The sequence below is a fragment of the Flavobacterium collinsii genome, assembly GCF_902804485.1.
GTDB lineage: Bacteria > Bacteroidota > Bacteroidia > Flavobacteriales > Flavobacteriaceae > Flavobacterium > Flavobacterium collinsii.
Genome location: NZ_CADCST010000058.1, coordinates 18,287 through 32,374, shown reverse-complemented (window position 1 = coordinate 32,374; position 14,088 = coordinate 18,287). Strand labels below are relative to the sequence as shown.

14 protein-coding genes and 1 other RNA gene are annotated in these 14,088 nt (G+C 34.5%); 6 read left to right on the top strand and 9 right to left on the bottom strand.

Going from position 1 to position 14,088, the window contains the following annotated elements; genetic code table 11:
* Positions 1–61: 61 nt before the first annotated feature.
* Positions 62–892 carry a 4,5-DOPA-extradiol-dioxygenase gene (gene ygiD, locus FLA105534_RS03105; protein ID WP_173964588.1) on the bottom strand — a complete coding sequence of 277 codons (831 nt, stop codon included), beginning with the start codon at positions 890–892 and terminating at the stop codon, positions 62–64.
* An 86-nt stretch (positions 893–978) separates the two neighbouring features.
* Positions 979–2,403: an ATP-dependent DNA helicase gene (locus tag FLA105534_RS03100; protein WP_173964587.1), complete on the bottom strand. Its 1,425-nt coding sequence runs from the start codon at positions 2,401–2,403 to the stop codon at positions 979–981.
* A gap of 247 nt (positions 2,404–2,650) precedes the next feature.
* Here FLA105534_RS03100 and FLA105534_RS03095 point away from each other — a divergent pair, with 247 nt between their 5' ends.
* Together FLA105534_RS03095 and FLA105534_RS03090 are read left to right on the top strand one after the other, a co-directional pair.
* Positions 2,651–3,472, top strand: coding sequence for a DUF3822 family protein (locus FLA105534_RS03095; protein WP_173964586.1), 822 nt, complete (start codon positions 2,651–2,653; stop codon positions 3,470–3,472).
* Entirely contained in the window at positions 3,469–4,074 is a 606-nt protein-coding gene (locus FLA105534_RS03090; RefSeq protein WP_173964585.1) for an RsmD family RNA methyltransferase, read from the top strand. Before FLA105534_RS03095 ends, FLA105534_RS03090 begins: the two co-directional genes overlap by 4 nt.
* Positions 4,075–4,168: 94 nt before the next feature.
* On the opposite strand, the gene FLA105534_RS03085 is transcribed toward FLA105534_RS03090, so the two are convergent.
* Complete coding sequence (locus FLA105534_RS03085) at positions 4,169–6,283, bottom strand: outer membrane beta-barrel family protein (protein ID WP_173964584.1); 2,115 nt, start codon at positions 6,281–6,283, stop codon at positions 4,169–4,171.
* 401 nt (positions 6,284–6,684) lie between these two features.
* Here FLA105534_RS03085 and FLA105534_RS03080 point away from each other — a divergent pair, with 401 nt between their 5' ends.
* Both FLA105534_RS03080 and FLA105534_RS03075 read left to right on the top strand, forming a co-directional pair.
* Positions 6,685–8,043 carry a sensor histidine kinase gene (locus FLA105534_RS03080; RefSeq protein WP_173964583.1) on the top strand — a complete coding sequence of 453 codons (1,359 nt, stop codon included), beginning with the start codon at positions 6,685–6,687 and terminating at the stop codon, positions 8,041–8,043.
* 10 nt (positions 8,044–8,053) lie between these two features.
* Positions 8,054–8,743 carry a response regulator transcription factor gene (locus tag FLA105534_RS03075; protein WP_173964582.1) on the top strand — a complete coding sequence of 230 codons (690 nt, stop codon included), beginning with the start codon at positions 8,054–8,056 and terminating at the stop codon, positions 8,741–8,743.
* A 27-nt stretch (positions 8,744–8,770) separates the two neighbouring features.
* Here FLA105534_RS03075 and FLA105534_RS03070 read toward each other — a convergent pair whose 3' ends face one another.
* From FLA105534_RS03070 to rnpB, 3 genes are all read right to left on the bottom strand, one after another.
* Positions 8,771–9,316, bottom strand: coding sequence for a DUF3575 domain-containing protein (locus tag FLA105534_RS03070; protein ID WP_173964581.1), 546 nt, complete (start codon positions 9,314–9,316; stop codon positions 8,771–8,773).
* A 134-nt stretch (positions 9,317–9,450) separates the two neighbouring features.
* Positions 9,451–10,380 carry a ketopantoate reductase family protein gene (locus tag FLA105534_RS03065; RefSeq protein ID WP_173964580.1) on the bottom strand — a complete coding sequence of 310 codons (930 nt, stop codon included), beginning with the start codon at positions 10,378–10,380 and terminating at the stop codon, positions 9,451–9,453.
* 191 nt (positions 10,381–10,571) lie between these two features.
* Positions 10,572–10,889: RNase P RNA component class A (gene rnpB, locus FLA105534_RS03060), an RNA gene on the bottom strand.
* Between the two features lie 124 nt (positions 10,890–11,013).
* Here rnpB and FLA105534_RS03055 point away from each other — a divergent pair.
* Complete coding sequence (locus FLA105534_RS03055; protein WP_173964579.1) at positions 11,014–11,307, top strand: SH3 domain-containing protein; 294 nt, start codon at positions 11,014–11,016, stop codon at positions 11,305–11,307.
* 172 nt (positions 11,308–11,479) lie between these two features.
* Here FLA105534_RS03055 and FLA105534_RS03050 read toward each other — a convergent pair whose 3' ends face one another.
* The gene (locus tag FLA105534_RS03050; protein ID WP_173964578.1) at positions 11,480–11,929 is read right to left on the bottom strand and encodes a nuclear transport factor 2 family protein; all 450 of its coding nucleotides are present in this window, start codon (positions 11,927–11,929) and stop codon (positions 11,480–11,482) included.
* A gap of 162 nt (positions 11,930–12,091) precedes the next feature.
* Positions 12,092–12,490, bottom strand: coding sequence for an NIPSNAP family protein (locus FLA105534_RS03045; RefSeq protein WP_173964577.1), 399 nt, complete (start codon positions 12,488–12,490; stop codon positions 12,092–12,094).
* A 283-nt stretch (positions 12,491–12,773) separates the two neighbouring features.
* Here FLA105534_RS03045 and dnaX point away from each other — a divergent pair, with 283 nt between their 5' ends.
* The gene (gene dnaX, locus FLA105534_RS03040; protein WP_173964576.1) at positions 12,774–13,859 is read left to right on the top strand and encodes a DNA polymerase III subunit gamma/tau; all 1,086 of its coding nucleotides are present in this window, start codon (positions 12,774–12,776) and stop codon (positions 13,857–13,859) included.
* 13 nt (positions 13,860–13,872) lie between these two features.
* Here the strand turns inward: dnaX and FLA105534_RS03035 are convergent, their stop codons facing one another.
* Positions 13,873–14,040 (bottom strand): hypothetical protein, encoded by a 168-nt coding sequence (locus tag FLA105534_RS03035; protein WP_173964575.1) that lies wholly within the window; start codon positions 14,038–14,040, stop codon positions 13,873–13,875.
* Positions 14,041–14,088: the final 48 nt, after the last annotated feature.

Sequence of the window (14,088 nt, the reverse complement as noted above, 5' to 3'; positions counted from 1 at the left end):
CTCCTAAAATCAGCGTGAATCTCTGTGCAATAGCACTCCCTTTAGCCTCCCTAAAGTAGTATTACATTATTTTGACTGAGGTCATACTCAAAGAACCAGCTAATAGTTTATCATTAAACAAGCTGAGTTCTTCCGATTTTTCTTTTAATCCCAAAGTGTAAAGTAATGGTAGATAATGGTCTGGCGTAGGAATCGCCAGTTGAACTGCTTTATTCATTTTTTCGAAGTCAATCAAAGGCTGAAAATTATCTTCCAGCAAATACGAATTGATTGTTTCGCGTGCTTCAATTGCCCAATCATAACCATAATTATCTTTATCAAAATTCCTGAAATCGACCATTCGTAAATTATGCACAATATTTCCGCTTCCTATAATTAGAACACCTTTATGACGTAAGGATTGTAATTTTTGAGCCAATTCAAAATGATACTGTCCTGACTTCGTATAGTCTATACTCAACTGAATCACCGGAACATTTGCCTCAGGATATAAATGTTTGATTACACTCCAGGCACCGTGGTCCAATCCCCAGTGCTCATCCAGATCTACTGGAACCGGTTCTAATATTTTTTTAGTTTCATGCGCCAACTCCGGACTTCCTTTCGCAGGATATTGAACATCAAAAAGGGCTTGCGGAAAACCACCGAAATCATGAATCGTTCTTGGCATTTGCATCGAAGTCACTTTGGTTCCGTTGGTAAACCAATGCGCCGAAATACACAAAATTGCATTGGGCTGCGGCAGTGTTTTCGCTAGATTACGAAAACCAGCCACAAACTGATTTTCTTCAATCGCATTCATAGGACTTCCGTGTCCTAAAAACAGAACCGGCATTTTATCTGTATTCGAAAACGTAGACGAAATCGAATGTAAATCGTTTAGTGTTGTCATTTGCTAATTTTTCTTTAGCCACGAATTTCACTAATTTATTGATTTTAAAACAATTCGTGCTAATTTGTGAAATTCGTGGCAACTAATCATTCTTCAAAACTCTCGTCTTTAAATCCTATCAAATATAATTTATTTTTAGCACGTGTCATAGCGGTATACAACCACCTGATATAATCGCGATCGATTCCGTTAGGCAAATACGGCTGTTCGATAAAAACCGTATCCCACTGACCTCCCTGTGATTTATGACAGGTTATAGCATACGAAAACTTCACCTGTAAACCATTAAAATATTCGTTCTCTTTTACCTTTTGAAACTTCTTATACTTGGTCGTTTCGTTTTCATAATCCTTCATTACTTCCTCATACAAACGGTTGGACTCTTCATAAGTTAACGATGGAGATTCACTTTTAATCGTATCTAAGATCAATACCGTTTCAAAAGGCTTCTGATCCGGATAATCGACCATTCTGATTTTTACCTTTGCAAAATTAAATCCGTACAGCTCCTTGATACCAAAAAGTTCCAAAACTTCAATAATATCACCATTCGCAATAAATCCGGCTTCATCTTTTTCCTGTAACCAAAAGTAATTGTTCTTTACCACCATCAGAAAATCTCCTGCCGACAGCTCGCTTTCTTTAAATAAAATTCTGGTTCGAATTTGTTCATTGTACTGATTAGCTCTTTTGTTCGAACGGACAATAAAAGCAGTATCTTCAATACTATAATTACTGTAAGCCGAATTAATAGCATCCTGAATATCATATCCATCGGTCAACCGAACAATGTCTTTGAATCTTTTAACATTAAATCTAAATTCGGTAATAAAACTCTCTTTCAGCAGCTCCCTTAATTCTGTTGCGTTAAACAAAATTCCGGAACTTTCCTCCTGACGCATTACCTCATCGAGTTCGATATGTTCAATTTCTTTACCGTAATGAATTCCTAAAGTGTGAGTGTCCAAAGCGGGACTAATATCTAAATTAACCGGAGGCAGCTGCGCAGTATCTCCCAAAAGAATCATTTTACAATTCGTTCCTGAATACACATACGAGATCAAATCATCCAGCAGCGATCCGTTATCATACATTTTGGAATCGGAATTACTATCGGAAATCATCGAAGCCTCGTCGACGATAAAAATGGTGTTTTTATGTTTGTTTTGCTGTTTGGTGAACGCCACGCCCCCACCCGAAGATTTCTTAGGAAAATATATTTTTTTATGAATGGTAAATGCAGGCGTATTCGAGTAATTGGCAATTACCTTTGCCGCACGTCCGGTTGGTGCCAGCAAAACAAACTTTTTATTGATATCGCCCAAATTGTTTACGATGGTCGAAATCACAGTTGTCTTTCCCGTTCCTGCATATCCTTTCAATACAAAAATGGTATCGTTAGCCGGTTCGGTCAAAAAAATAGCGATTTTTTGAAAAAAAATATCCTGTTTGTATGTTGGAGCAAAAGGAAATCTTTTTTGCAAAACGCCGTAAAACAATGCTGAATTCATAGGGTAAGTTTGAGGCACAAAGTTCGTCTTTTTTAATGGCAATGCCAATTTAAAATTTCGCCTCTACAACTCATTCCGAAAATTAAGGCTTCCCTTTTTCAAAAAAAAATTCTTTTCTTAACCTTCTTTTAAAATGTAAGTGAAATTGTTTTTTGAAATTGCAATTATTATTGTTCCTTTTTAATTTGTAAGTTTGTGGTCGCCTAAAATTCTTTCTTGTAAAACAGGTAACGAATTGTAAATCAATATGTCATTACAAAACACTAACATCACTTCAAAAAAATACAAAAAGCTTTCTATTCAGGTTTCCTTGACCGGATTGTCATTTTGTTGTTTTGATACTTTAAATAATACCATCTCTTCTTTAAAAGAAATTCATTTTGAAACGTTTCACAAAGCGACCAAAATAGAAGAACTGTTTGGCGATGCTTTTAGAAACCATCCGGAACTACAGGAAACTTATGACGAAGTTTTGATAATTCACAATAATAATCTTTCCACCTTTGTTCCAACGGCTTTATTTGATGAGAACTACCTTGGAAGTTATCTGCAATACAACACAAAGGTTTTTGAAACTGATTTTTTTGCTTTCGATCAAATTTCAAAATATCAAATGAATGCGGTTTACATACCGTATGTCAATATCAACAATTTTTTCATCGATCAGTTTGGTGCTTTTGACTACAAACATGCCAACAGTATTTTAGTTGAAAAAATTCTGGATGCTTCAAGAAACAATGACGATAAAAAAATGGTCGTTAATTTTAATTATGGGCATTTTGAGGTGATTGTAGTGCAAAATCAAAAACTATTACTGTTCAACTCCTTTGAATACCAGACACCCGAAGATTTTATTTATTATTTGCTTTTTACTGCCGAGCAATTGAGTTTGAATCCAGAGAGTTTCAAACTTGAATTATTAGGCACAATCGACCAAAACGATCTGTATTATGCCGTTGCATACAAATACATTCGTCATATATCCTTTTTGGATGTAAGCACCTTACAGCAAAGAAATAGCTTCACAACAGCCGAAAATCAAAAACATTATATCCTATTCCAATCATGAGAATCATTTCAGGAAAATACAAAGGTCGCCGCATCTTTCCGCCAAAAAACCTTCCTGTAAGACCGACAACCGACATGAGCAAAGAAGCATTGTTTAATGTTTTGAACAACCATTTTAGTTTTGACGGTTTAAAGGTGCTGGACTTGTTTTCAGGAACCGGCAACATCAGTTTTGAATTCGCTTCACGCGGAAGCGCTCCAATTACCTCTGTAGATGGTGATTTTGGATGTGTAAAATTTATCAAGCAGGTTTCATCAGAATACGATTTTGATATCGCTGCAACTAAAAGTGATGTTTACAAGTTTCTGGACAACTGTAAAACTTCTTACGATATTGTTTTTGCCGATCCGCCTTACGGATTAGATCAGACTGCATTTGAAAAGATTGTCGTAACGGTTTTCGAAAAAGAACTCCTTCATGAAGACGGTATGATGATTATCGAGCATTCAAAATATACAAAAATGGATCATTTGAGTAATTTTTCTTTTCAAAAAAGCTACGGAGGATCTTTCTTTAGTTTTTTCGAATTGAACTCAACCGATGACGACGAAGAATTACCGGACGATTTGTCAACCAAAATAACAGAAGAAGACGAAGGGTAATTTTTTCTCTGTAAACTCACACTGTCATATCGAGCGAAGCCAAGACTTTTTAAGTTTAAAACTTCGCTCAGAAAGGCAATTCTGTATCTCAATCTTATCTTATACGATCTGAATTCTCCTCTATACTTTTTCCTTTGAATTCCGATTCTTTCACTTTCCCAAAAGAATATCGAACTGAAACTGAAATCTCCCGATCATCCAGCAAATACCTTGCTTTTGAACTGATATTGTTAATCGTAAAAACTTCTTCTTCCTTTATACTTTTAAATGCATTATTAAAATTAAGAGCACAACTCCAATTTTTAAAGAACGTTTTAGAAACAGCCATATCTACTACCGCTCTAGCATTTCTTTCAAAAACTCCTTTGTATTGTTTTGTAATTGCCCTGAAACCAACCACTAATATATAATCTTTTGGAAGCCTAAATTCATTATTGGAGTAATAATAAAAATAAGGCTTTGAAGATCCGAATACTGCCGAAGAGTCTTCAATTTTCTCTGAAACAAAAACCAACGAGTTTGTAGTCGTCCAGAATCTGTAGGTAAAAGGCAATTCAAAATCAAGAATCAAGGCGGACTCTTTCTCGAAATTCACATCCTTAAAAGTCATTATATTTAGTTCCTTATCAAAGAAAAAACTATTATAAACCGGATTTGTATTTTGATAATACGTTAGCTTCATCGATTTATCACGGTATTGAAAAGTAGACGAAATTTCATTTACAATCGTAGGATCTAAATTAATATTTCGGGCATATAAAAAATAAGGATTAATATAAGTAGTTCCCTGACTTAATGAAGAATAATTGGGTCTCGAAATACTTCTGGCGTAATTAACACTAATACTCTTCAGGCTGTCTATTGGAAATGAAAATTGCGCTTTAGGGAAAAAATTAGTGTAATTTTTATCGATCAAAGGAGATAAATCTGTTTTAAATTTTCCGTCTACATTTGTATTTTCCACCCGAACTCCAACAGAGAATTCAACCTTCTTGATCTTTCCTGAGAACTGGCTATAACCCGCTAAATTTTGCTCCCTGAAATCATAATGACTAAGTTCGTTTGCATTGTTTTTATAATAAAAGAGATCAAAATCTGATTTGGAATTTGCAGATGAATACAGACCCCCTATTTCAAATTTCATTTCATTTTTAAACTTCTTTTCCACATCAATTCTACCTGAAAAAACATTCACATTAAATTTTTGATCCCGAAGCTGTGCCCATTCAAATTGGGTGTCATTATAATTATTTTTAACCTGACTCCACAATCCCTGATCGAAATTAGACCATTGCAAACCCGTAAAAACCTGTACATCGATAACCTTTATTTTTTTCATATAATTCAGAAATGAGTTTACAAAATTCTTTTTACTATCATTATCACTATACGTCATCACGTTATTTTCGTCACTTTTGTTTTTATTATGGGTTATGGTATGAATAGGAAAAATATCTTTCTGAAGCTTACTGTTCACACTAATAGAAAAATAGTCGTCTTCATTTATCTTGTAAAACAAACTGCCACCAAAAACAAACTGCCTTTTTTCAGAGTAAGCTGTTACATCATATTTAGAAGTGATTTCGGCATTGGGAATTTGATAATCAATACTGTGATTTTCCCAGGGTTGTAATTGATTGTAATTGAAATTGGCTTTCCACTCCAATTTGTTCTTTTTAAAACTTGTATTAAATCCAAGATAATTGTTGTACTTTTTCTTAAAAGAAGCCAACTCTGAAATCTCTGTTCTAAAACTGTCTTTTTTACTAAACTTCCTGGTAATCAAAATTACGGAACGTCCTTCGGCTTCATATTTAGAAGATGGATTCTGAATGATTTCGATTGTTTTAATATCGGTTACAGCCAAAGCATTAAGATCATTCATTCCTACTTTTTGATTGTCAATATAAACTAGAGGGTTTCCTCTACCCACAACCGAAATACTTTCTCTGTCTGAACTGACCTGAACGGTTGGTAATTTTGCCAGTAAATCGACTGTATTCGGAATAGCATTATAAATAGAATTAGCAACATCTACTTTTACATTTCCGTTTGTATTAGTAAACGCCTTTTTATCCTGGACAATCACAACTTCATTTAATGCATTCGAAAGACTGTCTTTTGGGGTTTCGTTTTGTGCATATCCCTCTAAAGAAAGCAAGAATAAAAAGAGAATTAAAAAAAGTTTTACCAGTAAATTAATGTTCATTTCGGATTTGATTTTAGATTGTAGTCCTGCAAAAATGCTTCTAAAAAAGAATTGCGAAAGTTAATTGAAGGTTAATGCAGGGTTAATGTGCCTATTGTCTCTTAAAAGCTTTATTTTTGAATTGGGAATGGCCCACGGATTTACTCCTGTTTAGTAAATAAATCCCATCTCGGTCATTAAAAAATTATAAAACACATAGAAACATAGATTTCTATTTTTAAAAGAGGTTATAAAAGAGAAATATATTTCTTTCGCATAGTGTTATGCGTTTTATTTAAAGTGAAACGGCTTTCTCAGTATTTAGAACTATGTTTCTATGTGTTAAAACAATTACAACGAGCTGAATAAAACCAGCCTAAACCAGTTCAATCTGTGTGATCAGCGTATCAATAAAACAATTCATGAAACAACGAATCAATTTACTAATAGCCTTTTCTGTCCTCGCTCTGATCGTTTTATCGACAGTGCAATGCTATTTAGTAAAAACAACTTATGACTATAAAGTAGCGCAGTTTCATACTGAAATCAAGAATAAAATTGCCGGGATCACCAATGATTACAGCGATATAGATTCGGTAATCGTTGCAAAAAAAGAAGCACTTTACCAACAATTATCCGAAAATTACATTCAGGGGAAAAACAGCAAGTTTGAGATTAAAAACTATATTCTCGGAAATGAATACAGCGATGCTTTAACACAAAAAATCCAGCGTAAATTCAAAAGAGATTTACCCAACTTAAAAATCGATTTTGCCATTGTTCTGAATAAATTTGTTCTTTACCAAAACGCCAAAAAAGTAGACACCATTTTCTCTGAGAAACCTTTTATCCAAAACAAACTATACGGAAATCTTATCTCATTAAATCATGCCTTTCTAGTACGGAATTATGTTGGAACTACTAACGGAACTTTTGAAAATAAGGGCTACAAATTACTAACCGAGGATTCGATGTACGTTTCAGTAATAGACTGGGAAATGATTATTTTAAGACGAATGACTTTCGTTTTAATTTTGTCTTTACTTTCTATAGCAACTCTTATCACGCTTTTTTTCATTGCCATAAAAGCTTTAATCAAACAAAAGAAAGCCAACGATATTAAAACCGATTTCATCAATAATATTACACACGAACTGAAAACACCTTTGACGACTTTAGGCATTTCGACCAGGATATTAGAGCGAAAAGACATCCGGGATAATGATGCGAACTTTAATGCCATTGTCAATACAATTTCACGTCAGAACAATCGTTTACAGAATTTGATTGATCAGGTAATGGCGAACTCTTTGGCTGAAAACGGAATCGAATTGCAAAAAGAAAAAATAGAAACCGAAGAATTCCTTCTTACGATTGTAAATGATTTTAAAATCACCTATCCTAAAATCGACATTAAAACCAATTTTCATACGCAGAAAACCAATCTGGTTCTGGACAAATTTTATCTGACTACTGCTCTTTTGAATGTCTTGGAAAATGCTGCAAAATATGGTTCAAACACCATTACAATAAAAACAAATCTGAACCAAAATCAATTTTCAATTAGTGTTGAAGATGACGGAATAGGAATTGAAAAGAACAAACAATCGCTTCTTTTTGAAAAATTCTATCGCGTTGAGCAGGGAAATCTTCATAATACAAAAGGATTAGGATTAGGATTGTATTACGTCGATCAAATTATAAAAGCGCATCAGGGCTCTGTTAGCGTTGTGAGTGACTTAGGAAAAGGAACTCAGTTTACTATTTTATTAAAAGTTTAATACCCTTATTTTGAAAAAATTACTTTTAGCCGAAGACGATTCTGATTTTGCGGCAATTTTGAAACAATATTTAGAACTGCATCAATTTGAAGTAATCTGGGCAGAAAATGGAGAAATAGCTTTAGACTATTTTGCAAAGCAGGCTTTTGACATTTGCGTTTTTGATGTTATGATGCCAAAATTGGACGGATTTTCACTGGCTGAAAAAATAATTACAATTGACCCCGAAATTCCATTTATTTTTCTAACAGCAAGAAAGTTAAAAGAAGACAAAATCATTGGATTAAAACTAGGCGCAGACGACTATATCATAAAACCTTTTGAAGTCGACGAACTTGTTTTGCGTTTACAGAATATTCTAAAAAGAATCGAACAAAAGAGAAGCCTGAACGGAAATAGTATAATTGAAATTGGTTCTTATATCTTTGATAATGAAAGACTAACCCTAAACAATAAAAATCACGTCCAACAGCTCACAGAAATGGAAGCTTCTCTTATTGAGTATCTATATCTCAACCATAACCAGTTATTAAAGAGGGATCAAATTTTAATGTCGGTCTGGAAAAAAGATGATTATTTCTCAGGACGAAGTATGGATGTTTTTATTAGCAGACTTAGAAAATATTTTAATTCCGATCCAAAAATCAGCATTGAAAGCACTCGAAATATTGGACTGGAATTTAAAATAGAAAAACCTTGACGAATCAAGGTTTTTCTATTCTTATGATTATTTTCCAATAACCCAACCTAATGTAAAATTAGCTACCGGAACAAATTCGGTATCGTATTTATCAATATTTATGCCGGGCCCCAGATTAAATTCCATATTAAATTTTCGATTGTAAGTTCGTTGTAATCCCCAAAGTACCGCAAGGGTTGTTGATGGTACACGCTCTCTATATCTCTCGTTAGTCGAAACCGTTCGGAAATTATACTGGGCATTTAGAGCAAAAAAATTAGCCGAGTTATGAGCTGTTCTCTTTCCTTTTTTCGTTCTCTTTTCTAAATTGTAATAATGGCGAAATTGCTCACTGATTAACGGGGAAAAATAGACGTTTGACTCGTTATAGAAACTGCTATAACTGTAACCAACTCCTAAGCTAATTTCTGAATAAAGGGTATTTTTAGCCGTAAAGCCATGCTCATAAACGAATCCCGGAGAGATCATATTTATTTTGAATTGATTTTTTTCTACTGAAGGTGCTTCATCTTGCGCCTGAATCACATTGATAATAAGAAAAGATAAAAATAAGAACAGATACTTTTTTTTCATTTTGATTGTTAAATTAATTGTGCCAAAAATAAGATAAAAACAATAAAAACAAACTTTAAAAAAGTATTCTTTTTCTTACTTAAACATCGTTCTTACCATCAGAAAAACCTACTTCGTTCACTGCACAAAATGGATCACAAATTCTCAGGAAGCAATACGTTAGTAATTTTTTCATAAAGCGGTGTTTTTACCCCATACTTCATCCCTTCGTTCAACACAAATTTAGTCAGCGAAATTGCTTCGGTGTTCTTCCCCGCCAATAAATCTCTATGCATAGAGGACGTTGCTTCACGAGGAGATTTTTCTAATTTAACGATAGTTTGATTTACGATATCTTCCGGCAGCTTTAACCCTTTTGCTTTAGCTACTGCATCAATTTCATGTAGCAATTCAACATAGACCGCCATAGCGTCTGCATTATCTAAAATTTCACCAATATGCTGATTCAGATACGAAGTCGTCGACGCTAGTGCCGAAATAAAAATAAACTTTTCCCAAACTGTTTCTTCGATATTCTCAACCAAATAACTTTCAATTTTCGCCTGTTGAAGAATCTCCTGCAATTCTTCTAATTTTGAAGAAGAAACCGTTTTAGAACCAAAAAATAACTTTTCATAAAATCCCATTTTTCTAATTGTTCCCGGTAAAGTAATCATCGAAATAATATAAACACAACCGTGCAAGATATCGTTATGAGGAAATATTTTCTGAATGCGTTCCGGTGCATCAACTCCATTATACAAAGGAAGAATAACCGTTTTAGCAACAATACAACTTTGAAGCGAAAGCAGACTTTCCTCAATGTCATACGTCTTTGTTGCGCAAATTAAATAATCTAATTCACCAATTTCTTTCGGATCATTTGAAACCAATTTTGGATGTACAATCATTTCCGAATCGTCGGTTACAATTTTTAGTCCGTTTTCGGCTATTGTCTGCTGAGTAGTTCCGCGTGCAATAAAAACAATCTCAATCTCTTCAGACTCCTGATAAGCCTTTGCTAAAAGTCCGCCAAAATAACCGCCCACTCCACCAAGTCCTAAAATTCCAATTCTTTTTTTCATAATAAATTAATTAAAAAGGGGTTATCACAAATTACGTGAATTTTGAATCCTAAATATCAATTTTAAAAAAAGCAATTCACTTATTTTAAAAAATCGATGCTTTCGCAACAGTAAATCCGATATACTTTATGTGTTATTGTTTTGAAGAGGTCACATTTATGAAAAAAGAATAAAAGAGTTTCATAAATAAAAAAAAATGCAGACCTATAAGCCGGATTCTGTCTCTGATAAATCAGAGCCTTATCATTTATCTAGATCCTGTATTACTACAGGACTCAAGCTACCTACCCTTCAACAACGGACGAGAAGCCCTTAAATGCTGATATACTTGGTATTTCACCGCATAGAGTTTACCTGGTTTCACTACAGCATTACCTGTACATACTTTCTGTTGCACTTGTCCTTACGCTATTACTAACGCCGACGGGTGTTACCCGCTATGCTTCTCTGTGGTGTCCGGACTTTCCTCCCTTCCGATAAATCGGAACGACGATAAGGCGGTCTGCGGGGCAAAAGTAGCGATTTATCTACTAAGAATAATGATTTTAAATTTTAGATTTTCGGCCCATTTTCATAACAATTTAATTTTAAATTGGTTATCTTTAAAATCCATAATTTTAAAATTCAATTATCATGACAAGAATGTATCACTACGCAACTGTTTCAAAAGCTTTAGATCAATTGAATGAAAAAGGATTCACGTTTGATTTTAACTTAAACTCAGACCTGATAAAAAAGAATCCTGAAAAATTTGAAATTGTTCATGTGTATCGATACGAAGGGAATTCAGACCCGGGCGATGAGGCAGTTGTATACGGAATCAAATCAACATCAGGAAAAAAAGGAGTTTATGTCGCAGGTTTCTCTGCCGACTCCGATCAGGAAACGGTAAAGTTTTTATCTGATTTAAGTATCAAAGGAAGATAATCTCCAGGAGCCGAGATCCTGCTATCCGCTTTATCTTTTCCTTGCTAAAGGAGCAAGAAAAAGGATACCGCTCCTATCAGGGCTAGGGCACTTGGTTTCATAAGAAAATTATGTTTTTTGTTTAGAGTAAAAACAAATTTATCATTTTTACTCTAAACAAAAATCTAATCATTTACTCGTGCTGCGTTACATCATTGTATTGCCAAAGCACATTTATAATCTTCCATTCTCCGTTTGTTTTTACAATGTGCATATAATCGATCCAGGCATCAGCAATCAATTTAACAGACGCTGTTCGTGCCGAGACATCCAGTAATTTCACTTCTTTTCTTGGATTTTTCGGAAACTTATCCCCTTTTGCATTGTAAGTCTCTGCCAGAATCACCATGTTCTCTGCAAAGTATTCTGAGATATAATCTTTTTTAGCAGCTTTACTTCTAAAAACAGATCGTTTTACCAATCTGGGGTGCAAAGCACCTTCCATCAATTTAGGATTCGGATTATGCTGTGCCTCGATATAAGCCAAAGCAACACGTTTGATATCAAGCGAATCCTGAGCGGTTTGCGCCTGAAGAGTAAACGAAAAAAATGCAAATGCGATTACCAATAAATAGTTTTTCATAAAAATTAAGGGGTTAAAATGAGATTGCGGCTAAACTTACCAACGAGACGCGCGTTTCAAATACTTTTAAGCAGAACCCACAACATACAGCTGCCTAAATAGTAGTTTCTATAAATTTAGGGATATAAACTCTCTAAACTGACCTTGAAAAAAGTACAGAGATCATTTTGGCGAATAATTCGTCTTTGTCAAAATCCGATCTTCAATATTCCCAACTACATCACCATATTTTGCAGTAAATTCTTTTTTAATCGCGATCCATTCCTGATCTGCTTTAAAACCTTCCCAGGCTTTTTTCATAGTAGTTTCGTCCGGCCATTCCAGAAAATAAACAAATTCTGTTTTTTTGTCTGATTTTGATTCCCAGATGGAGGTGATTTTAAAATTATACTTCTTCATGATACGCATTGCGTGATCCCGAAAACGTTCATGGAACTGATTTTTATTACTTTCAAAAATCTCATAAATCCGCAATTGATACACCGGACTGCCTGCAGCTGTAGTTTGAGATTTTACAATAAATGTGGTAACCAAAAGCAAAGTCGATAAAAATAATTTCATATCCGGCAATTTTAATTGGTTTTAGATTCCCTTAAAGGATTTCATCAAAAATATAAATTTAAACCTGAATTCTGACAAATAGGTCGAAATCAGTTTCATAACGAAAAGTTAAAAATGAAGAGCAAAAAAATACTTCTTCGCATTTTCTTCAATACTAAAATTCAAATTCTAAAACGTTACTTTCTCATATTCAAAACACTCAAAAACAACTCCAACATTTATCAATTTCAGATTTGTGATTTGGCAATTTTCAGCCTATATTTGCTATCGAATAAAATAGAACATGGAACAATTTGTAGTATCGGCCCGTAAGTATCGCCCACAGACGTTTAAGGATGTAGTGGGACAAAAAGCCATTACCAACACTTTGCTGAATGCTATAGACAGCAATCACCTTGCTTCTGCCCTTTTATTCACGGGACCACGTGGTGTTGGTAAAACAACCTGCGCGCGTATTCTGGCCCGAAAAATAAATCAGCCCGGATATGATGATCCTACTGAAGATTTTGCTTTTAACGTTTTTGAGTTAGATGCTGCTTCAAACAACTCTGTTGATGACATTCGTAATCTGATCGATCAGGTTCGAATCCCGCCACAAACCGGACAATATAAAGTTTATATTATTGACGAGGTTCACATGTTGTCTTCGGCCGCTTTTAATGCTTTCCTTAAAACATTGGAAGAACCGCCAAAACATGCCATTTTTATTCTGGCTACCACAGAGAAACACAAAATTATTCCAACGATTTTATCTCGTTGTCAGATTTTTGATTTCAAAAGAATTACGGTAAAAGATGCTAAAGAACATTTAGCAGATGTTGCTGCAAGTCAGGGAATCAATTTTGAAGACGATGCTTTGCACATTATCGCTCAAAAAGCTGATGGTGCAATGCGTGACGCTTTATCTATTTTTGATCGTGTGGTTTCGTATTGCGGAACTAACTTAACACGTCAGGCCGTAACCGAAAATCTAAACGTTCTAGATTACGAAACTTACATTAGCATCACCGATTTACTTTTAGAAAATAAAATTCCGGATGTTTTATTAGCCTACAACGACATACTCGCAAAAGGTTTTGACGGACATCATTTTATTGCAGGACTTGCTTCTCATTTCAGAGATTTACTGGTAAGTAAAACTCCTGCTACGATCGCTTTACTTGAAGTAGGTGAACAAGCCCAGCAAATGTATGGAGTTCAGGCACAAAAATGCTCGCAGGATTTTCTGTTAAAAGGAATCGACATTGCCAATGACTGTGATTTAAAGTACAAACTAAGTCAAAACCAACGCCTTTTAGTCGAGTTATGCCTAATGCAGTTGGCCTCTATCAATTTTGATGGAGAAAAAAAAAAGTTGAGCAATTCATAATTCCTCCCACTTATTATAAAAATGGCGGATATTCTATCGTTGAAGTTAAAACTCCAAAGACAGAAACTCCCCAAACGACTGTACCCGGAACCGAAACTTCAAAAAACGACGAAACAGCTTCAGCTCCAAAACCTGAATTAAGCACAGAACCAAAAGTTTCTGCCTTTTCTTTATCAAGCATCCGCAAGAAAAAAGAATTAGAAGCGGCCAATAAAACTTATGTAAAACC

What these genes read in the sequence shown, in the direction of transcription:
- FLA105534_RS03085 (WP_173964584.1), bottom strand. Translation starts at nt 6,283, where the DNA reads ATGAACATTAATTTACTGGTAAAACTTTTTTTAATTCTCTTTTTATTC.
- FLA105534_RS03055 (WP_173964579.1), top strand. Translation starts at nt 11,014, where the DNA reads ATGACAAGAATGTATCACTACGCAACTGTTTCAAAAGCTTTAGATCAA.
- FLA105534_RS03035 (WP_173964575.1), bottom strand. Translation starts at nt 14,040, where the DNA reads ATGCTTGATAAAGAAAAGGCAGAAACTTTTGGTTCTGTGCTTAATTCA.
- ygiD (WP_173964588.1), bottom strand. Translation starts at nt 892, where the DNA reads ATGACAACACTAAACGATTTACATTCGATTTCGTCTACGTTTTCGAAT.
- FLA105534_RS03080 (WP_173964583.1), top strand. Translation starts at nt 6,685, where the DNA reads ATGAAACAACGAATCAATTTACTAATAGCCTTTTCTGTCCTCGCTCTG.
- FLA105534_RS03050 (WP_173964578.1), bottom strand. Translation starts at nt 11,929, where the DNA reads ATGAAAAACTATTTATTGGTAATCGCATTTGCATTTTTTTCGTTTACT.
- FLA105534_RS03090 (WP_173964585.1), top strand. Translation starts at nt 3,469, where the DNA reads ATGAGAATCATTTCAGGAAAATACAAAGGTCGCCGCATCTTTCCGCCA.
- FLA105534_RS03100 (WP_173964587.1), bottom strand. Translation starts at nt 2,403, where the DNA reads ATGAATTCAGCATTGTTTTACGGCGTTTTGCAAAAAAGATTTCCTTTT.
- dnaX (WP_173964576.1), top strand. Translation starts at nt 12,774, where the DNA reads ATGGAACAATTTGTAGTATCGGCCCGTAAGTATCGCCCACAGACGTTT.
- FLA105534_RS03065 (WP_173964580.1), bottom strand. Translation starts at nt 10,380, where the DNA reads ATGAAAAAAAGAATTGGAATTTTAGGACTTGGTGGAGTGGGCGGTTAT.
- FLA105534_RS03095 (WP_173964586.1), top strand. Translation starts at nt 2,651, where the DNA reads ATGTCATTACAAAACACTAACATCACTTCAAAAAAATACAAAAAGCTT.
- FLA105534_RS03070 (WP_173964581.1), bottom strand. Translation starts at nt 9,316, where the DNA reads ATGAAAAAAAAGTATCTGTTCTTATTTTTATCTTTTCTTATTATCAAT.
- FLA105534_RS03045 (WP_173964577.1), bottom strand. Translation starts at nt 12,490, where the DNA reads ATGAAATTATTTTTATCGACTTTGCTTTTGGTTACCACATTTATTGTA.